Here is a 19,756-nt window from a genome sequence, read left to right as displayed (position 1 = left end):
TTAAACGATAAGTCTGACATAAATGACCGCTATGAGCACTGCAATTACTCGCCAGATTGTCCTCGATACCGAAACCACCGGTATGAACCAGATCGGCGCGCACTACGAAGGGCATAAGATCATCGAGATCGGCGCCGTTGAAGTGGTGAACCGTCGTCTTACGGGGAACAACTTCCACGTCTACCTCAAGCCCGATCGGCTGGTGGACCCCGAAGCGTTCGGCGTTCACGGTATTGCCGATGAGTTCTTGCTGGATAAGCCGACGTTTGCGGATGTGGCTGACGAGTTCCTGGAATACATCAAGGGCGCTGAGCTTGTCATCCACAACGCATCGTTCGATATCGGCTTTATGGATTATGAATTCAGCAAGCTTAATCGTGATATCCCGAAGACGAATACCTTCTGTAAGGTAACAGACAGTCTGGCGCTGGCGAGGAAAATGTTCCCCGGCAAGCGTAACAGCCTGGATGCACTTTGTTCGCGCTACGAGATAGACAATACCAAACGAACGCTCCACGGGGCGTTGCTCGATGCCCAGATCCTCGCCGATGTCTATCTGACGATGACCGGTGGGCAGACATCAATGAAGTTCAGTATGGAAAATGAGTCTCAGCAGACGCAGGGCGAAGCGGGTATTCAGCGTGTTGTCCGTCAGGCAAGCCGGCTACGGATTGTTTCAGCCAGTGATGAAGAGCTGCTTAACCACGAATCCCGTCTTGATCTGGTGCAGAAGAAGGGCGGCAGCTGTCTTTGGCGTGCCTGAAAAAACGCCGGAATGCCTGTAAAATCATCGCTTGGGCGATTTTTGCAGCAAACGATTCAAAACGTGAGAAAAAGCGTTGACGAGATCGGAGGCGCACCGTAATATGCGCCTCGTTCCCCAAACGGGAACAGTGGAGCGGTAGTTCAGTCGGTTAGAATACCTGCCTGTCACGCAGGGGGTCGCGGGTTCGAGTCCCGTCCGTTCCGCCACTATTCAGAAGGCCTGAATCAGAAATGATTCAGGCCTTCGTCGTTTCAGCATTCTGTAATCTCATCCTCTCACTTGTCGTTAACAAAAAGTTAATACACATAGTGCAATTTATTAACAATTGCACTGGTGTAGTGCATTATTTGCACTATTGTTGTGCATTTTGCCACCATCTCTCTCTTCAGCCCTCATTCAGAATGTGTCTTACTGTAAAAATAATTCACGCAGAATCATTTGGTTATCTCCTGCTTTCCAAAAAAACACCGAACCAATTGCGTATTGGTTTGGTTATTGCTTAATCATTAGCACGATAAGCTTCATTCAATATCAATAACTTATCGTTAATAAAAATAAAGCAATGATGAAAGCGAGCGAACCAATATGGAAAAACCGTCACGGTTTCTGGCAAATTCCAGCACCGCGCTTGAGCAGCTGCGCGGGCTAATCAACCAGCATGAGTCAACACCAGGCATTCCGCTGCCCACGGAACGTGAGCTGTCGGATACTCTCGGCGTAGGGCGACGTGAAGTCCGTCGTGCGCTGGACGTGCTGGAAGAAGAGGGGCGTATCTGGCGTAAGCAGGGCAAAGGGACGTTTATCGGCCCGTCAGCACCTGTTGAACCGCTGGCCCTTCAGGGACTGGTGCAGCAAACAAACCTGCTGGAAGTGATGGAAGCTCGTCTACAGCTTGAACCCGGCCTCGCCCGGCTTGCGGCACTGCGTGCCACCAGGGAAAACCTCGCGCTTATGCAGCGCATGCTGGAACGCATCGATAAGGTCAGCCCGGATGACCGAGATCTCAACGAACTCTGGGATAGCGCCTTTCACCGCGCTATTGCCGAGGCGGCGGGTAACCGTCTGATGCTCGGCCTGTTTGATGCCATTGATGCCGTCAGACGTGAACCGGGCTGGCAGCATCTGCGCGAATTAGCCCGCACGCCCGAACGTGTCGATAGCTATAACGACCACCACCACAAGATCATAGCTGCGATTATCCATCGCCAGCCTAATGAAGCTGCGGCCGCCATGCGCGAACACCTGCTCAGCCTGCAAACCGCCCTGATTCAGGCGATCCACCTTGAGGACGACTTCACGCCATGACGACAATCCCCTTTAAGGACGCCACGCCCGTACTGCAAGTACAAAACCTCAACGTTACGTTCGCGGGCTCGCCGGTTAGCGTGCTTGACGGTATCTCATTGACCGTCAGGGCCGGCGAAACGCTGGCGCTGGTGGGGGAGTCCGGCTGCGGGAAAAGTATCACCTCACTGGCGCTAATGGGGTTACTGCCCGCCAGCGCACGGATCGTCAGCGGGGAGATGCAGTTTCGCCGCCACGATCTGCGAAAGCTCTATCCGAGGGAATATGCCGACCTGCGCGGCAGCGAGCTGGCGATGATTTTTCAGGAGCCGATGACCTCGCTCAATCCGGCGTTTACGCTGGGGGATCAGCTGAGCGAAGCGGTTATGCGACACCAGAACGTCTCGCGCGCAGAGGCGATGAAGGTCGCGCTGCAGATCCTTGAGAAAGTGCAGATTCCGGCGGCAGAGATGCGCCTGAAAGCGTATCCTCACCAGCTTTCCGGCGGCATGCGCCAGCGCGTGATGATTGCGATGGCGCTGATTAACAACCCCAAACTGCTGATTGCCGACGAACCGACCACCGCGCTCGACGTCACCATTCAGGCGCAAATCCTCGCCTTGCTCAATACCTTGAAAGAGGAAACCGGCACGGCGGTGCTTATGATCACCCACGATTTAGGCGTGGTGGCCGAAGTGGCGCAGCAGGTGGCGGTGATGTATGCCGGACAGGTAGTGGAGCAGGGAAGCGTCGAGGCGATATTTGCCGACCCGCAGCACCCGTACACCATCGGTCTGATGGGGTCTATCCCCTCCCTTGGCGCACGTAAAGGCCCGCTTTCCACCATTCCCGGTTCGGTACCTCTGCCTGAATCCATGCCGAAAGGCTGCCGTTTTGCCACCCGCTGTCCGTTTGCGCAGTCCCGCTGCCATGATGAAAAACCGTCGCTCACCGCGCTTGGCGCGGGCCATCGGGTCGCCTGCTTCCGCGTGCCGCTCGAACACCACATTGCCCTGGGAGAGACCGCATGACCACGCCCATTCTTGAAGCTCGGGACCTCAGCAAGCTCTTCCCCGGCCCGAAAAAACTCTTTACCCCGGCCCGGTTTGTCACCGCGGTCGATCGCGTGTCGCTTGCCGTGATGCCGGGCGAAACGCTGGCGATCGTCGGCGAGTCCGGCTCCGGAAAATCTACGCTTGGCCGTCTGCTGCTGCGCCTGCTGGCCGCCAGCGAAGGGCGCGTATTTTACCAGGGGGAAGAGATCACTCATGCATCGGGTGCGCGCCTCAATCAGCTCCGCCGCGAGCTGCAGATCATCTTTCAGGATCCCTTTGCGTCCCTGAACCCGCGCATGACGGTGGAGCAGATCGTCGGCGAGCCGCTGTGGCTGCACCAGAACATGAATAAAGCGGACCGTCAGTACCGCGTTGCCGAGCTGCTTAAAACCGTAGGCCTGCCCGCCGCCTGGGCCGGGCGCTACCCGCACGAGTTTTCCGGCGGGCAGCGCCAGCGTATCGGCATTGCGCGCGCGCTGGCCTCAGGACCGAAGCTGCTGCTGGGCGATGAGCCGGTATCCGCGCTGGACGTGTCGGTGCAGGCGCAGGTGGTCAATTTGCTGGAAACCCTGAAGCACCAGCTGGGGCTGACGATGGTGATTGTCGCCCACGGACTGGCGGTGATCCGCCACATGAGCGACCGCGTGGCGGTCATGTACCTTGGGCAAATCGTCGAGCTTGCCACCGTGGATGAGATCTTTGACGCGCCGCTGCATCCTTATACGCAGGCGCTGATCGCCTCGGCGCCGCAGATGCAGCCGGGCGCTGAACGCGACGCGCCACTGCTGCAGGGGGACTTACCGAACCCTGCCAGCCCGCCGTCCGGCTGTCGTTTCCACACCCGCTGCCCGTACGTCACCGACGAATGCCGCCAGGTTGAGCCGATCAATCAGGTGCTCGACGGCGGGCGTCAGGTTGCCTGCCACCGCTGGCAGGAGATCAACCGCGATCGCAGCGTTATCCAGATCGCACCGCCATCCGCCGCTTTTCTGCGCCGCCGCGCGCTGTTTGAACACGCGGCCACTCACTCGTCCCTTCCTTCAAGGAACTCATGATAATGACAATGCGTAATTCTCTTTTGACCGTACTGGGAAGTGTTATGTTGCTTGGCGCGGCGCTGCCCGCGCATTCTGAAAGCGTGCTGCGAATCGGTCTGGGCGCTGACCCGGATATGCTCGACCCGCATCTGGCGCGCACCTACTATGGCCGCTTCGTGTTTGCCTCCCTGTGCGACAGGCTAGTGGACGTGGATGAAAACCTGAAGGTGGTCCCCGGTCTGGCTAAAGACTGGGCGTGGAGTGACGACGGTAAAACCCTGACGCTCAATCTGCGCGAAGGTGTGACCTTCCACGACGGTGAGAAATTCGATGCCGCCGCTGCAAAATACAACCTCGACCGTGCCCTGACCCTGAAAGGCTCCCTGCGCAAAAGCGAGCTCTCCTCCGTTGAATCGGTCGAGGTCACCGGCCCGATGCAGATTGCGCTGCACCTGAAGACCCCCGATGCCGCGCTGCTGATGCAGCTTACCGACCGCGCGGGCGCGATGATGGCCCCCGAGGCGGCGAAAAAGCCTGACTTTGCCGCCCACCCGGTCTGCTCCGGCCCGTATAAATTCGACAGCCGCGTGTCCCAGGACCGCATTGTTCTGACCCGCTTCGACAACTACTGGAACAAAGACGCCTACCACTTCGACAAAATTATCTATCTGCCGATCCCGGATGCCTCCGTGCGCCTCGCGAACCTGCGTGCGGGCGATCTCGACCTGACCGAAGGCATCGCCGCCAGCGACGTGAAAACCGTCGAGGCTGACAGCAAGCTGGCGCTGGCGAAGATAACGGGCCTGGGGTATCAGGGCATCACCTTCAACATCAACAACGGCAAGGTGCCGGCCAACGATCCGTTCAAAGATGCCCGCGTGCGCGAGGCCTTCTCGCAGGCTATCGACCGCGATGCGCTAAATCAGGTGGTCTTTGAAGGACTGTATACGCCAGCCAACCAGGCGTTTTCGACGGTGAGCCCGTATCACGTCAACCTGCCGGTCCCGCCGCGCGACGTCGACAAGGCCAAAGCGCTGCTCAAAGCGGCAGGCGTCAGCGCGCCGCTGACCGTCAACCTGCTGGTGCCGAACAACCCAACCTCACAGCAGGTGGGGCAGGTACTGCAGGCGATGGTCGCCGAGGCCGGATTTAACCTGAACCTGCAGATGACCGAATTCGCCACGCTGCTCGACCGCCAGCAGAGCGGCGACTATCAGCTGAGCTTCTCCGGCTGGTCGGGTCGCCCGGACCCGGACGGCAGCATCTACGGCTTTATCAACAGCAAAGGCACCCTGAACGACGGCCGCTACAGCAACGCGCAGGTTGACGAATGGCTGACTCAGGCGCGCCAGAGCACCGACCAGGCTGCGCGCCAGCCGCTGTACGACAAGGTGGTGAAGCAGCTGCAAACCGACATGCCGATTGCCTACCTCTACTTCGAGCCGCGCATTTTTGGTCTGAACAAAAGCGTGCAGGGCTTTAAGCCTTACCCGGACGGCATTGTGCGTCTGGCTGGCTTAACGCTGGCGAAATAACCGTCCTGAGGAGAGCCCATGCTGGAACTGATTTGCAAACGTCTGCTGCTGGCCGTCCCGACGCTACTGCTGGTGAGCATGATGGTGTTTGGGCTGCAAAAGCTGCTGCCCGGTGACCCGCTGATCGCCATGGCCGGCGAGGAGCGCGACCCGGCAGTCATCGCTCAGCTGCGCGCGGAGCTGAACCTCGATGCGCCGATCCCCGTGCAGTATTTCCACTGGCTGACGCGGGCGCTGCAGGGCGATCTGGGCGTCTCCTTACGCACGCACGAACCGGTGACGCAGCTGATCGCCAGTAAGCTGCCGGTCACGCTGGAGCTTTCGCTGCTGGCGATGATTATCGCGCTGGTGTTCGGCATCAGCATGGGGATCCTCGCGGCGGTGAACAAAAACAGCTGGGTCGATCACGGGGCGAACTTCGTGGCGATCTCGGGGATCTCGATCCCGCACTTCTGGCTGGGGATCCTGCTGATTCTGGTCTTCTCGGTAAACCTGCAGTGGCTCCCCGCGTCCGGCTACGTGCCGTTCAGTGAAGACCCGCTCCAGAACCTGCGCACGCTGCTGCTGCCCGCGTCCGTGCTCGGAACGGGCCTGGCGGCGACGCTGATGCGCCATACCCGCGCCTCGATGATTGCCGTGCTGAAAGCGGATTACATCCGCACCGCGCGGGCGAAAGGGCTGCTGCCGAAGGCGGTGATCCTGAAGCACGCGTTTCGCAACGCGCTGGTGCCGGTGATCACCCTCACTACGCTGCTGTTTGGCGAGCTGCTGGGCGGCGCGGTGCTGACCGAGCAGGTCTTCACCATTCCGGGCTTCGGCAAGATGATCGTCGACTCGGTATTTAACCGTGACTACGCGGTGGTGCAGGGCGTGGTGCTGATCGTGGCGATCGGTTTCCTGATGCTGAACCTGCTGGCCGACGTGCTCTACGTCCTCATCAACCCGAAAATGCGAGGTTAACCATGGCGGAACTGACGACGCAAACCGTTGTGCCTGCGCTGCCGCGGGCGCAGAACCGGGTGCTGAAGAAATTCCTCGGCAATAAAAGCGCGGTCATTGGCGCGGCGGTGGTGGGCTTTTTTGTGCTGGTGGCGCTGCTGGCGCCGTGGATCGCCCCGTTCGATCCGGTTAAGGCCAACTTCCTGGCGGTGCGCAAAGCTCCGTCGGCGATGTACTGGTTCGGCACCGACGAACTGGGGCGCGACATCTTATCCCGCATTATCTGGGGGGCGCGCACCTCGCTGATGGCGGGCTGTATGTCTGTGGTGATTGCCGTAGCTATCGGGGTACCGCTGGGGCTGGTGGCGGGCTACTTCCAGAAGATGTGGGACGGGGTGATCTCGCGCTTCATCGAGGCGCTGCTGGCCTGCCCGTTCCTGATCATGGCGATCGCGCTGGGGGCATTTTTAGGCCCAAGCCTGACCAACGCGATGATCGCCATTGGTCTTTCGGCGATGCCGATCTTCGCCCGCCTGACGCGCGGCCAGGTGATCGCCATTCGCAATGAAGAGTATATCGACGGCGCGCGGGCGATTGGCCTGCCGGATCGCTGGATCATCATTAAATACGTCCTGCCCAACGTGATGTCGCCGATCCTGGTGCAGGCCACGCTGGCGATTGCCTCGGCAATTATCGCCGAAGCCAGCCTGTCGTTTTTGGGGCTGGGACAGCAGCCGCCAAATCCGTCCTGGGGCTCAATGCTCAACACCGCGAAAGGGTTTCTGGAGCAGGCGCCGTGGATGTCCATTTTCCCCGGCGTGGCGATTTTTCTTGCCGTGCAGGGCTTTAATTTACTCGGCGACGGGCTGCGCGATGCGCTCGATCCGCGCCACGACTAAGGAGTCATGATGACCAAAGCGCTTGATTTTACGTCCGGTTACGATTCACGCCGTCCGCCGATGCTGGGCCATAACGCGGTTGCCACGTCGCAGCCGCTGGCGGCGCAGGCAGGGATGAAAATGCTGCAGCTGGGGGGGAATGCCGTGGATGCGGCCATTGCCACCGCGATGGCGCTGACGGTGGTCGAGCCGACCGGCAACGGGATCGGCAGCGACGCCTTTGCCATCGTCTGGGACGGTGAAAAGCTGCACGGCCTCAACGCGTCCGGTCGTTCGCCGGCCAGCTGGCATGCGGATCTGTTTGCCGGTAAAACGGCGGTGCCGGAAATCGGCTGGGATGCGGTGACCGTGCCGGGCGCGGTATCCGGCTGGGTCGCCCTGGCGGAACGCTTCGGCACGCTGCCGCTTGCTACCCTGGCGCAGCCAGCCATTGACTACGCGCGCAACGGTTTCCCCGTCTCCCCGCTGATTGGGCATCTCTGGCAGCGCGGCTATAGCAAGCTGAAAGATCAGCCGGGCTTCAGCGCCTGCTTCGCCCCGGAAGACCGCGCCCCGCGCGTGGGGGAGATCTTCCGTAACCCGGCGCAGGCGAACTCGCTGGAGCTGATCGCCCGCACCAACGGCGAAGCCTTTTATCGCGGCGAGCTGGCGCAGAAAATTGCCGCTTTCGCCAAAGAACACGGCGCGCACCTGACGGCTGAGGATCTGGCCAACCATCGCGTGGACTGGGTAGAGCTGCTGTCGCGCGACTTCGCGGGAGGTTCGGTGCAGGAGCTACCGCCTAACGGTCAGGGGATCGCCACGCTGATCGCGCTCGGCATCCTTGAGCAGTGCGGCATTGAGAAGCATCATCCGGATTCCGTGCAGTCCCTGCACCTGTCTATTGAGGCGATGAAGCTGGCGCTGGCGGATCTCGACCGCTACGTGGCCGATGAAGAGCACATGGCGTTCGCGGCGAAAGAGCTGCTGAGCGACCATTATCTGAAGTCGCGCGCGGCGCTGATCAACCACGACAGCGCATCAGACTTCGTTTACGGTTCCCCGACGCAGAGCGGCACGGTCTACATCAGCACCGCGGACGCCAGCGGGATGATGGTCTCGTTTATTCAGTCCAACTATATGGGCTTCGGTTCAGGCATCGTGGTGCCGGACACCGGCATTAGCCTGCAAAACCGGGGCTGTGGCTTTGTGCTGGATCCAAATCACCCGAACGCGCTGGCGGGCAGCAAGCGTCCGTTCCACACCATCATTCCGGGCTTTGCGATGGACGGCAACGGCCAGCCGCTGATGTCCTTTGGCGTGATGGGCGGCCCGATGCAGGCGCAGGGGCATATGCAGATGGCGCTGCGCATCATGCTGCACGGGCAAAACCCGCAGGCGGCAATCGATGCGCCGCGCTGGCGCGTGGTGCAGGGCAGGGAGGTGATCGTTGAATCGACGTTCGATCGCAACACGATTGCCGCCCTGCGCGAGCGCGGGCATCAGATCGTGGTTGAAGATCCGCTTCAGGATTACAACTTCGGTGGCGCGCAGGTAATTTACCGCCTGCCGGAAGGACACTACGTGGCCGCGACGGAAAGCCGCAAGGACGGGCAGGCGTTGGTGAGTTAAAAGAAGCGAGCAGCATTTGTAGGCCGGGTAAGGCGTAGCCGCCACCCGGCTTTTAATCACCCAATGCTAAACGGATCTGCATCCTGCCATGCCGGAAACTTCTCCCGGTACTCCTTCAGCGCCGTTAACGACAGCTCCGCATCAATGCGCGTCGCCTGATGCGGCTCGGCGGTGGCAATAATCTCGCCCTGCGGATTCACCACCCGGCTGTCGCCGCGGTAGTGATGTCCGTTGCCGTCCGTTCCCACGCGGTTACAGCCCACCACGTACGCCTGGTTCTCAATCGCGCGGGCCACCAGCAGCGACTGCCAGTGCAGGGAGCGCGGTGCAGGCCAGTTGGCGACATACAGCGCCAGGTCGTAATCGTTGCGGTTACGCGACCACACCGGGAAACGGAGGTCGTAGCATACCAGCGGCAGAATGCGCCAGCCTCGCCATTCGAACACCACGCGCTCGTTACCGGCTTCATAGTGATGATGCTCATCCGCCATGCGGAACAGGTGGCGTTTATCGTAAAAATGAACGTTCCCTTCAGGCTCCACCAGCAGGAAGCGGTTCACCGGCCCGCGTTCGGTCTGCAGGGCGGCACTGCCGGCGATCAGCGCATTAGTCTGCTGCGCTTTGGCATGCATCCAGGCGACCACCTCATCCTGAGGCATTGACTGTTTTGCCGCTTCCATGGCGAAGCCGGTGGTGAACATTTCCGGCAGGACAATTACATCACGCCCGGTAATGTCTTCCAGTTGACGATCAAAGTGGCGCAGGTTGGCGGGACCATCCATCCACACTAAAGGTTGCTGCAAAATAGAAATCTTCAGACCAGGCACAATTCAGACTCCTCAAACGACCACTTTTTGACACTGTAGCACGACATAACGAGAAAATGTGGCAATAAAAAACCCCGCGCGAGGCGGGGTTTGTATAAGCGAAACGCGTTATGCCGCTTCAGGTTTGCGGTGCTTCTCCGGCAGCTTTACCGGCTGCGTCGCCAGCTCGTCCGGTTCGAAATCATCCACGTTAATGCTGCGCAGACGGCTCTCTTCGGCTTTCACCAGCAGAGCGGCCTCATCTTTACTGATAATGCCACCGGCCAGCGCCTGTTTTGCCAGTTCGTCCAGACGGGTAAACGGCAGGTTTTTGCCCAGCTGTTTACAGATCTTCTGGTGAATCGGATCGGCGGCCATCACGTCCAGCAGCGCTTCTTCCAGCAGACCCACCGGGTTATGCGGCGTCGGCGCCAGATACTGACCGCGACCGATGCGGGAGCGGGTTGCGCTCGGAACCTGCAGGATCTTCGCCACCTTGTGGTCCAGCTTGTCGGACGGCGCCAGGTGGTGACGACCGGTCGGGAAGATCACAGCGCGCAGGGCGCCTGCCACGAAGCGGTTCGGGAAGTTCGCCAGCAGATCGTCAATCGCCTGCTCGGCCTGATACATCGCATCCTGCACGCCCCAGTGCACCAGCGGCAGATCCGCTTCCTGACGGCCTTCATCGTCGTAACGTTTCAGGACCGCAGAGGCCAGGAAGATCTGGCTCAGCACATCGCCCAGACGGGCAGAGATACGTTCGCGACGCTTCAGGCTGCCGCCCAGCACCGCCATGGAAACGTCAGACAGCAGGGCCAGGTTGGCGCTCAGACGGTTCAGATGCTGGTAATAACGTTTAGTTGCATCGCCGGTCGGCGTTGCGCTGGTAAGACCGCGCGTCAGGCCCAGCCAGAAGCTGCGCACCTTGTTGCTGCCAACGTGACCGATATGTTTGAACAGCAGCTTATCAAAGGCATCCACGTCGTTGTTCTGCGCAGCGGCCATCTCTTCCAGCACGTACGGATGGCAGCGAATTGCGCCCTGACCGAAGATCATCATGCTGCGCGTCAGGATGTTTGCCCCTTCCACGGTGATGGCAATCGGTGCGCCCTGATAGCCGCGCGCCAGGAAGTTGCCTTCGCCGAGCATAATGCCTTTACCGCCTGCAATATCCATCGCGTCAATGATTGACTGCTGCGCGCGGTGGGTACAGTGGTACTTCACAATGGCGGACAGTACGGCCGGTTTTTCGCCCAGCATAATGCCGTAGGTAATCAGCGTGGCGGCGGCGTCCATCACGTAGGCGTTGCCCGCGATACGCGCCAGCGGCTCTTCGATACCTTCCATCTTGCCGATGGAGATTTTGAACTGACGGCGGATGTGGGCGTAAGCACCAATCCCCATCGCTACCGACTTCAGACCGCCGGTTGAGTTCGACGGCAGGGTAATGCCGCGGCCCACGGACAGACATTCCACCAGCATACGCCAGCCCTGACCGGCCATTTTCGGACCGCCGATGATGTAGTCAATCGGCACAAAGATATCCTGGCCGCGGGTTGGACCGTTCTGGAACGGCACGTTCAGCGGGAAGTGACGACGACCAATCTCGACGCCTGGGGTAGAGGTTGGGATCAGCGCACAGGTAATGCCCAGATCTTCTTCACCACCCAGCAGTTTTTCCGGGTCAGAGAGCTTAAAGGCCAGACCCAGCACGGTGGCAATAGGCGCCAGCGTGATATAACGCTTGTTCCAGGTCAGGCGCATGCCCAGCACCTGCTCGCCTTGCCATTCGCCCATGCAGACCACGCCGGTATCCGGAATCGCACCCGCATCGGAGCCTGCTTCCGGGCTGGTCAGCGCGAAGCAAGGGATTTCCTGACCGCGTGCCAGACGCGGCAGGTAGTGATCTTTTTGCTCTTCCGTACCGTAATGCTGCAGCAGTTCGCCCGGGCCTAAGGAGTTAGGCACGCCAACGGTAATCGCCAGGATCCCGGAGACGCCCGCCAGCTTTTGCAGGACGCGAGCCTGAGCGTAAGCGGAGAACTCCAGACCGCCGTACTCTTTCTTAATGATCATCGCGAAGAAGCGATGCTCTTTCAGATACGCCCACAGTTCTGGCGGCAGGTCGGCCATTTCATGGGTGATGGCAAAGTCGTTTGCCATGCGGCACGCTTCTTCCACCGGGCCGTCAATAAAGGCCTGTTCTTCAGCGGTCAGGCGCGGCTGCGGATAGTTATGCAGCTTTTTCCAGTCAGGATTGCCCTGGAACAGGTCGCCTTCCCACCAGGTGGTGCCCGCATCAATCGCTTCTTTCTCGGTACGCGACATTGGCGGCATCACTTTGCGGAAGCCTTTGAACACCGGCGCAGAGATCATTGATTTACGCATCGGGGCAAAGTTAAACGGCAGAAGAATGATGGCAAGAGGGACTAAAAGCCAGATATTCCAGAGGCCTGCGACGCCAAGCGCAGCCGTCCAGGCCAGAAGAATCAGGCTGCTCAGGAATAAACTCACGCGGTGATAGAACAACACACCGAGCAAAACAACGGTTGCGAGAATGCTCAAAATCATCATAAAGAAAAGCTCCCTTGCTTGTAGGAGGTCTGACCACTTGTGATGATATGGTTGTAGTTGATGTGAATTCCTTTAGCAATGTGTTTACAAAATAATTACAACCTGGTTCACATTGTTCGTGTTTTAGCCGGCACAAAAAATCAAAACGCCGGACGATTCGCATGGCTTTAGCTTCTCGCTTTTCGCGCTATCCGGTACACTCCACTGTGTTATTTCATCAATACTGAAGGATTATCCTCATGTACCAGGATCTTATTCGTAACGAACTGAACGAAGCGGCGGAAACGCTGGCTAACTTTCTGAAAGATGATGCCAATATTCACGCTATTCAGCGCGCAGCGGTCCTGCTGGCCGACAGCTTCAAAGCCGGTGGCAAAGTGCTCTCCTGCGGTAACGGCGGTTCCCACTGCGACGCGATGCACTTCGCAGAAGAGCTGACCGGTCGCTATCGCGAAAACCGCCCGGGCTACCCGGCGATTGCGATTTCAGACGTGAGCCACATCTCCTGCGTAGGCAACGACTTCGGTTACGACCACATCTTCTCTCGCTACGTTGAAGCGGTAGGCCGTGAAGGCGACGTGCTGCTGGGGATTTCTACCTCCGGCAACTCCGGCAACGTGATCAAAGCGATCGCCGCCGCACGTGAAAAAGGGATGAAAGTCATCACCCTGACGGGTAAAGATGGCGGTAAGATGGACGGTACGGCGGATGTTGAAATTCGCGTTCCGCACTTCGGTTATGCTGACCGCATTCAGGAAATTCACATCAAAGTGATCCACATCCTGATCCAGCTGATCGAAAAAGAGATGGCTAAGTAAGACTTCGCTGGGGGCACTCTTGCCCCCGCTGTTGTGGAGGTGATGTATGTGCGAACTGCTCGGGATGAGCGCCAATGTGCCAACCGATATCTGCTTTAGTTTCACCGGGCTGGTTCAGCGCGGTGGAGGAACCGGGCCGCATAAAGACGGCTGGGGCATCACCTTCTACGAAGGCAAAGGGTGTCGCACGTTCAAAGATCCACAGCCCAGCTTTAACTCACCGATTGCCAAACTGGTGCAGGACTACCCCATCAAGTCCCGCTCGGTAATCGCCCACATCCGTCAGGCTAACCGTGGCGAAGTGGCGCTGGAAAATACCCATCCGTTTACCCGCGAGCTGTGGGGTCGTAACTGGACCTACGCGCACAACGGGCAACTTACGGGCTATAAGTCGCTGGAGACGGGCAATTTCCGCCCGGTCGGCGAGACGGACAGCGAAAAAGCCTTCTGCTGGCTGCTGCACAAGCTGACGGAGCGCTATCCCCGCACGCCCGGCAACATGGCCGCCGTATTCAAATACATCGCGACGCTGGCATCGGAGCTGCGCGAAAAAGGCGTGTTCAACATGCTGCTCTCCGACGGGCGCTATGTGATGGCGTTCTGCTCGACGAATCTGTTCTGGATCACTCGCCGTGCGCCGTTTGGCGTTGCGACGCTGCTCGATCAGGATGTGGAGATAGACTTTCAGAAGGAGACCACACCGAACGATGTGGTCACAGTCATTGCAACGCAGCCGCTGACGGGCAACGAAACCTGGCAAAAGATTATGCCAGGCGAGTGGGTGCTATTTTGTCTCGGGGACCGTGTAATTTGACGCCAGCTGCGGATGGACGACTTCGTGGCTCAGCGGTTTGCTGACCACGTAACGGCCATCTACGATAGAGACCACCGGTGGCTTATGGGTCTGCTCAAAGTAGTCGTAACCTGGCTTAAGCTGTTTCCAGAAATCCGCGTAGTATGAGTACTTGTGACGCGCCATGTTGGCGTCAGTCATGCGGAACGGATAAATGCTGACCTGTACGTTAGGCTGCCCAAATACCAGCGCGCCGGTCACGAACTGGAAAATCTCATCAATGCCGGAGTCGGTCATCGCATAACAGCCGATAGACACGCAGGCGCCGTGGATCATCAGGTATTTACCTTCATAACCGTGTGCACGGTCATAGGCATTCGGGAAGCCGATGTTAATGGCTTTATAGAAGCGGCTGTCAGGCTTGAGCTGGCTGCGCTGAACGTTGTAGAACCCTTCCGGACTTTTGAAATCGCCCTGGCGCTGTTTTGGCCCCAGCCCGCCGGAGTAGTTACAAATTTTGTAACTATCAAGCAGCTGATAGGTCTCGCCCATTTTCACAAACAGATCGAGAGTGCGTTCTTCCTTGAAGATTTGAATATAAACCGGCGATCCCATTAACTGCTGTTTATATTCCTTGCTGACCGGCGTCGTTGAGCTGTTACTGCTGAGCAGTCCGGCAAACGACATGCACGGAATCAGAAGCATCGCAATGAACAATGCGATTTTACGCATACTACTAGTTCCTTGATAAAACCATGACCAACTTGCCAGGACGGCAAAAGAGACCCGAAATCAGATTATTCTGTTAGGAGCGCTCACATTAGCACCGCTATAGATTTTCGCAAGAGCCGGGCGGTGAGTTTACAAATTAGTTTTACTTTATAAACCATCAAAATCGCGATGGCTCCAGGAACTTTGCGCATTAGCTCGCAATTTGGCGCGCGCGACGGCGGTTTCCCTGCCCGCGAGAAGGGGAAAATGCTACACTTCGCGGCCACTGGATTGTTGTTCATGGAAACCTGCTAACCACATGTTTAAAATAAAAAAAGGACTTGATCTGCCGATTGCAGGCGTGCCAGCGCAGCACGTTTCGACAGGCGCAAGCGTCCGTCATGTCGCCATTTTGGGCGACGACTATCTGGGAATGCGACCTTCAATGCTGGTACAGGAAGGCGATTGCGTTATTAAAGGACAGGCGCTCTTCGAGGACAAAAAAAATCCCGGCGTGATGTTCACAGCCCCCGCGAGCGGCACCGTTGTGGCGATTAACCGTGGCGAACGACGCGTTTTGCAGTCGGTGGTTATCCGCATTGAAGGCAACGAACAGCGTGAATTCGCCCATTACGATGCCGCAGACCTCGCATCGCTGAGCCGTGACGCTGTTCAGGCTCAACTCCTTGCGTCCGGTTTATGGACTGCGCTTCGTACCCGTCCCTTCAGCAAATCCCCTGTTCCGGGTACGGAACCGGCCGCCATTTTCGTCACGGCAATGGACACCAACCCGCTCAGCGTGGACCCGGAGCCGGTTATCCTGGCGCAGCGTAAAGCCTTTGATGGCGGGCTGACCGTGTTAACCCGCCTGACGTCGGGAAAAGTCCACGTTTGCCAGGCCGGCGGCGGCAAGCTCGGCGGACATCCGCAGGGGCAGGTCACGTTTAATGCGTTTGCGGGCCCGCATCCGGCGGGTCTGGTTGGAACGCACATCCACTTTCTTGAGCCGGTAAGCCTGGCGAAACAGGTCTGGCACCTTAATTATCAGGACGTCATCGCCATCGGGAAGCTCTTCACCACCGGAGAGCTGTGCGCAGAGCGCGTCATCGCCATCGGCGGGCCGCAGGCTGCTAACCCGCGTCTGGTGAAGACGCTGATTGGCGCGGATATCAATGAACTGCTGAGCGAAGAAACCAAAGCGGGCGAAAACCGGCTGATTTCCGGTTCGGTCCTCAGTGGCCGCCATGCCGTGCAGGCGCACGCGTACCTGGGGCGTTTCCATTTACAGGTGAGCATTGTGCAGGAAGGGCGCGAGAAAGAGCTGTTCGGCTGGGTTCTGCCCGGTGCAGAAAAATACTCCGTCACCCGCACCACGCTGGGCCACTTCCTGCGTAATAAGCTGTTCAGCTTCTCAACCAGCACGCACGGCGGCGAGCGCGCCATGGTCCCGATTGGCAACTACGAGCGCGTCATGCCGCTGGATATTCTGCCGACCATGCTGCTGCGCGATCTGCTCGCCGGTGATACCGACAGCGCGCAGGCGCTGGGCTGCCTGGAGCTGGACGAAGAAGATCTGGCGCTCTGTACCTATGTCTGTCCGGGCAAATACGAATATGGACCGGTATTGCGCGAGGTGTTAACCCGCATTGAGCAGGAAGGATAACCGATGGGCTTAAAACACCTCTTTGAAAAAATGGAGCCGCACTTTACCGAAGGGAAGCTCAAAAAGTACTACCCGCTGTACGAAGCAACGGCGACCATTTTCTACACGCCGGGGCTGGTGACGAAAGGCGCGGCGCACGTTCGTGACGCTATCGACCTTAAGCGGATGATGATCCTGGTGTGGTTTGCGGTCTTCCCGGCGATGTTCTGGGGGATGTACAACGTTGGCCTGCAGACCATTCCGGCGCTGCACCACATGTACGATGCACAGCAGCTGGCGCAGGTAATTCAGTCCGACTGGCACTACCGCCTGGCGCAGTCGCTAGGGGTAAGCTTTGCTGCAGACGCGGGCTGGCTGAGCATGATGACGCTGGGCGCGGTGTTCTTCCTGCCGATTTACATCACGGTATTTATCGTGGGTGGCTTCTGGGAAGTGCTGTTCGCCATCATCCGTAAACACGAGATCAACGAAGGCTTCTTCGTAACCTCGATTCTGTTTGCCCTGATTGTCCCGCCAACTTTGCCGCTCTGGCAGGCGGCGCTGGGCATCAGCTTTGGCGTGGTGATTGCCAAAGAAATTTTCGGCGGCACCGGGCGGAACTTCCTCAACCCGGCGCTGGCGGGACGTGCGTTCCTGTTCTTTGCCTATCCGGCGCAAATCTCGGGCGATCTGGTCTGGACGGCGGCAGACGGTTTTTCCGGCGCAACGCCGCTTTCACAGTGGGCGGCACACGGCGGCGAAACGCTGGTGAACAACGCGACGGGTCAGCCTGTGACCTGGTTTGATGCCTTTATTGGCAACATTCCGGGCTCCATCGGGGAAGTTTCCACGCTGATGATTTTGATTGGTGGGGCAATCATTCTGTTTGGGCGCGTGGCCTCCTGGCGGATTGTGGCGGGCGTGATGATCGGCATGGTGCTGACCGCCACGATGTTCAACGTTATTGGTTCAACCACCAACCCGATGTTCTCCATGCCGTGGTACTGGCATCTGGTGCTGGGTGGCTTCGCGTTCGGCATGATGTTCATGGCGACGGACCCGGTCTCGGCCTCGTTTACCGATAAAGGTAAATGGAGCTATGGCGTGCTCATTGGCGCGATGTGTGTCCTGATCCGCGTGGTCAACCCGGCGTATCCGGAGGGGATGATGCTGGCGATTCTGTTTGCCAATCTGTTTGCGCCACTCTTCGATTACCTGGTGGTGCGGGCCAACATCAAGCGGAGGAAGGCGCGTGGCTGAAGTAAAAAATAACGACAGCATCAGCAAAACGCTGCTGGTGGTGCTGGTGCTCTGTCTGGTCTGCTCCATTGTCGTGGCCGGTTCTGCCGTGGGGTTAAAACCCCTGCAGCAGGAGCAACGTGCCCTGGATAAACAGCGCAACATTCTGGCCGTGGCCGGGCTGATGCAGGAGGGGATGAGCGCAGACGACGTTTCGGCCGTCTTTGCCGAACGTATTTCCGCGCGTCTGGTGGATTTAAAAACCGGTCAGCTGCTGGATAAAGACCCGGCAACCTTCAACCAGGCGCTAGCGCTGAAAGATCCGCAGATGAGCCTGACGCTCGAAGCATCGCAAGATCCCGCCGGGATTAAGCGTCGCAGCAATCTGGCCGAAATCTATCTGGTTCGCGATCCCCAAAAACGCATTCAGGAAGTGGTAGTGCCTATTTACGGTAACGGGCTGTGGTCAATGATGTATGCCTTTGTGGCACTGGATACGGATGGCCGCACGGTCAAAGGCATTACGTATTACGACCAGGGCGAAACGCCGGGGCTGGGTGGCGAAGTGGAAAACCCTAACTGGCGGGCACAGTTTGTCGGTAAGAAAGTGCTCGACGATAACGGTCTGCCTGCGCTGAAGGTGATGAAAGGGGCGGCACGTCCCGGTGACGACTACGCCGTTGACGGGCTCTCCGGCGCCACGCTCACCTCAAAAGGCGTGCAGCACAGTTTTGATTTCTGGATGGGCGAGCTGGGCTTTGGTCCTTTCCTGAAAAACGTACGTGAAGGAGCGCTGAACAATGGCTGATACCGGTGAACTGAAAGAAGTCAAAAAGGTGCTCATTGGCCCACTGCTCGCCAATAACCCGATCACGCTGCAGGTGCTGGGCGTCTGTTCAGCCCTGGCGGTGACGACCAAGCTGGAAACGGCGGTGGTGATGACGCTGGCGGTCACGCTGGTCACGGCGTTTTCGAGCATGTTTATCTCGATGATCCGCCACCACATTCCCAACAGCGTGAGGATCATCGTGCAGATGGCGATCATCGCCTCGCTGGTGATCGTGGTCGATCAGCTGCTGCGCGCCTTCGCCTATGAAACCTCCAAACAGCTCTCGGTGTTTGTCGGGCTGATCATCACCAACTGTATCGTCATGGGGCGTGCGGAAGCCTACGCTATGAAAATGCCGCCGCTGGCGAGCTTTATGGACGGTATCGGCAATGGACTGGGCTACGGCGCGATCCTGCTTACCGTGGGGTTCCTGCGCGAGCTGATTGGCAGCGGCAAGCTGTTTGGGATCACGGTGCTGGACACGGTGCAAAACGGCGGCTGGTATCTGCCAAACGGCCTGTTCCTGCTGGCCCCTAGCGCATTTTTCATTATCGGTTTGCTGATCTGGCTGATTCGTACGTTGAGACCAGAGCAGCAGGAAAAGGAGTAACCGACAATGGCTCATTACCTGAGTTTGTTTGTGCGCGCGGTGTTTGTTGAAAACATGGCGCTCGCGTTTTTCCTCGGCATGTGTACGTTCCTTGCGGTTTCCAAAAAAGTGTCGACGGCATTTGGTCTCGGTATCGCGGTCACCGTTGTGTTGGGGCTTTCGGTTCCGATTAACAATCTGGTGTACAACTTCGTGCTGCGGGACGGCGCGCTGGTGGAAGGGGTTGATCTCAGCTTCCTGAACTTCATCACCTTTATCGGGGTGATCGCGGCGCTGGTGCAAATACTCGAGATGATCCTCGATAAGTACTTCCCGTCGCTGTACAACGCGCTGGGGATCTTCCTGCCGCTGATCGCGGTGAACTGCGCCATCTTTGGCGGCGTCTCGTTTATGGTTCAGCGTGATTACAACTTCAGTGAATCCGTGGTGTACGGGTTTGGTTCCGGCATCGGCTGGATGCTGGCGATTGTCACCATGGCGGGGATCCGCGAGAAAATGAAATATGCCAACGTGCCTGCGGGTCTGCGCGGCTTAGGGATCACCTTTATCACCACCGGTCTGATGGCGCTGGGCTTTATGTCCTTCTCCGGTGTGCAGCTATAAGGGCT

The 19,756-nt window shown here is 58.4% G+C and carries 18 protein-coding genes and 1 tRNA gene; 16 read left to right on the top strand and 3 right to left on the bottom strand.

What is annotated here, in order from left to right; all coding sequences use genetic code 11:
* Window positions 1-31 precede the first annotated feature (31 nt).
* From dnaQ to RVY89_RS14735, 9 genes are all read left to right on the top strand, one after another.
* Window positions 32-763 (top strand): DNA polymerase III subunit epsilon, encoded by a 732-nt coding sequence (gene dnaQ, locus RVY89_RS14775; protein ID WP_484825737.1) that lies wholly within the window; start codon window positions 32-34, stop codon window positions 761-763.
* A 132-nt stretch (window positions 764-895) separates the two neighbouring features.
* Window positions 896-972, top strand: a tRNA-Asp gene (locus RVY89_RS14770).
* Window positions 973-1,351: 379 nt separating this feature from the next.
* Entirely contained in the window at window positions 1,352-2,071 is a 720-nt protein-coding gene (locus tag RVY89_RS14765) for a FadR/GntR family transcriptional regulator (RefSeq protein ID WP_484825736.1), read from the top strand.
* Window positions 2,068-3,081, top strand: coding sequence for an ABC transporter ATP-binding protein (locus RVY89_RS14760; protein ID WP_484825735.1), 1,014 nt, complete (start codon window positions 2,068-2,070; stop codon window positions 3,079-3,081). Before RVY89_RS14765 ends, RVY89_RS14760 begins: the two co-directional genes overlap by 4 nt.
* Window positions 3,078-4,160, top strand: a complete 1,083-nt coding sequence (locus tag RVY89_RS14755; protein ID WP_484825734.1) for an ABC transporter ATP-binding protein — start codon at window positions 3,078-3,080, stop codon at window positions 4,158-4,160. The genes RVY89_RS14760 and RVY89_RS14755 overlap by 4 nt, the downstream gene beginning before the upstream one ends.
* Window positions 4,161-4,162: 2 nt before the next feature.
* The gene (locus RVY89_RS14750) at window positions 4,163-5,677 is read left to right on the top strand and encodes an ABC transporter substrate-binding protein (protein WP_484825733.1); all 1,515 of its coding nucleotides are present in this window, start codon (window positions 4,163-4,165) and stop codon (window positions 5,675-5,677) included.
* A gap of 18 nt (window positions 5,678-5,695) precedes the next feature.
* Complete coding sequence (locus RVY89_RS14745; protein WP_008500268.1) at window positions 5,696-6,637, top strand: ABC transporter permease; 942 nt, start codon at window positions 5,696-5,698, stop codon at window positions 6,635-6,637.
* Window positions 6,638-6,639: 2 nt separating this feature from the next.
* Window positions 6,640-7,515, top strand: a complete 876-nt coding sequence (locus RVY89_RS14740; protein ID WP_484825732.1) for an ABC transporter permease — start codon at window positions 6,640-6,642, stop codon at window positions 7,513-7,515.
* A gap of 9 nt (window positions 7,516-7,524) precedes the next feature.
* On the top strand, window positions 7,525-9,126 hold the full coding sequence (locus RVY89_RS14735; protein WP_484827941.1) for a gamma-glutamyltransferase family protein: 1,602 nt from the start codon (window positions 7,525-7,527) through the stop codon (window positions 9,124-9,126).
* A 56-nt stretch (window positions 9,127-9,182) separates the two neighbouring features.
* Here RVY89_RS14735 and RVY89_RS14730 read toward each other — a convergent pair whose 3' ends face one another.
* Window positions 9,183-9,953 carry an amidohydrolase gene (locus tag RVY89_RS14730; protein ID WP_484825731.1) on the bottom strand — a complete coding sequence of 257 codons (771 nt, stop codon included), beginning with the start codon at window positions 9,951-9,953 and terminating at the stop codon, window positions 9,183-9,185.
* A gap of 108 nt (window positions 9,954-10,061) precedes the next feature.
* A complete protein-coding gene (gene fadE / locus RVY89_RS14725; protein ID WP_371899786.1) occupies window positions 10,062-12,506 on the bottom strand; it encodes an acyl-CoA dehydrogenase FadE in 2,445 nt (814 codons plus the stop codon).
* A gap of 239 nt (window positions 12,507-12,745) precedes the next feature.
* Between fadE and lpcA the strand changes: the two genes are divergently transcribed.
* Both lpcA and RVY89_RS14715 read left to right on the top strand, forming a co-directional pair.
* The gene (gene lpcA / locus RVY89_RS14720; RefSeq protein ID WP_021242877.1) at window positions 12,746-13,324 is read left to right on the top strand and encodes a D-sedoheptulose 7-phosphate isomerase; all 579 of its coding nucleotides are present in this window, start codon (window positions 12,746-12,748) and stop codon (window positions 13,322-13,324) included.
* Between the two features lie 46 nt (window positions 13,325-13,370).
* A complete protein-coding gene (locus RVY89_RS14715) occupies window positions 13,371-14,138 on the top strand; it encodes a class II glutamine amidotransferase (RefSeq protein ID WP_010427885.1) in 768 nt (255 codons plus the stop codon).
* On the opposite strand, the gene dpaA is transcribed toward RVY89_RS14715, so the two are convergent.
* Complete coding sequence (dpaA, locus tag RVY89_RS14710; protein ID WP_111965861.1) at window positions 14,109-14,849, bottom strand: peptidoglycan meso-diaminopimelic acid protein amidase; 741 nt, start codon at window positions 14,847-14,849, stop codon at window positions 14,109-14,111. The two genes, RVY89_RS14715 and dpaA, sit on opposite strands and share 30 nt — an antisense overlap.
* Window positions 14,850-15,147: 298 nt before the next feature.
* On the opposite strand from dpaA, the gene RVY89_RS14705 reads away from it, so the two are divergent.
* From RVY89_RS14705 to nqrE, 5 genes are read left to right on the top strand one after another with little or no spacing between them, the layout of a single operon-like run.
* Window positions 15,148-16,491: a Na(+)-translocating NADH-quinone reductase subunit A gene (locus RVY89_RS14705; RefSeq protein WP_484825730.1), complete on the top strand. Its 1,344-nt coding sequence runs from the start codon at window positions 15,148-15,150 to the stop codon at window positions 16,489-16,491.
* Window positions 16,492-16,494: 3 nt separating this feature from the next.
* Window positions 16,495-17,730, top strand: coding sequence for an NADH:ubiquinone reductase (Na(+)-transporting) subunit B (locus RVY89_RS14700; RefSeq protein WP_484825729.1), 1,236 nt, complete (start codon window positions 16,495-16,497; stop codon window positions 17,728-17,730).
* Window positions 17,723-18,517 carry a Na(+)-translocating NADH-quinone reductase subunit C gene (locus tag RVY89_RS14695; RefSeq protein WP_484825728.1) on the top strand — a complete coding sequence of 265 codons (795 nt, stop codon included), beginning with the start codon at window positions 17,723-17,725 and terminating at the stop codon, window positions 18,515-18,517. Before RVY89_RS14700 ends, RVY89_RS14695 begins: the two co-directional genes overlap by 8 nt.
* Complete coding sequence (locus RVY89_RS14690) at window positions 18,510-19,148, top strand: NADH:ubiquinone reductase (Na(+)-transporting) subunit D (protein ID WP_045330387.1); 639 nt, start codon at window positions 18,510-18,512, stop codon at window positions 19,146-19,148. The genes RVY89_RS14695 and RVY89_RS14690 overlap by 8 nt, the downstream gene beginning before the upstream one ends.
* 6 nt (window positions 19,149-19,154) lie before the next feature.
* Window positions 19,155-19,751, top strand: coding sequence for an NADH:ubiquinone reductase (Na(+)-transporting) subunit E (nqrE, locus tag RVY89_RS14685; RefSeq protein ID WP_008500255.1), 597 nt, complete (start codon window positions 19,155-19,157; stop codon window positions 19,749-19,751).
* Window positions 19,752-19,756: the final 5 nt, after the last annotated feature.

The organism is Enterobacter sp. 3U4, assembly GCF_057224565.1.
This window is presented reverse-complemented; position numbering and strand designations above follow the sequence as displayed.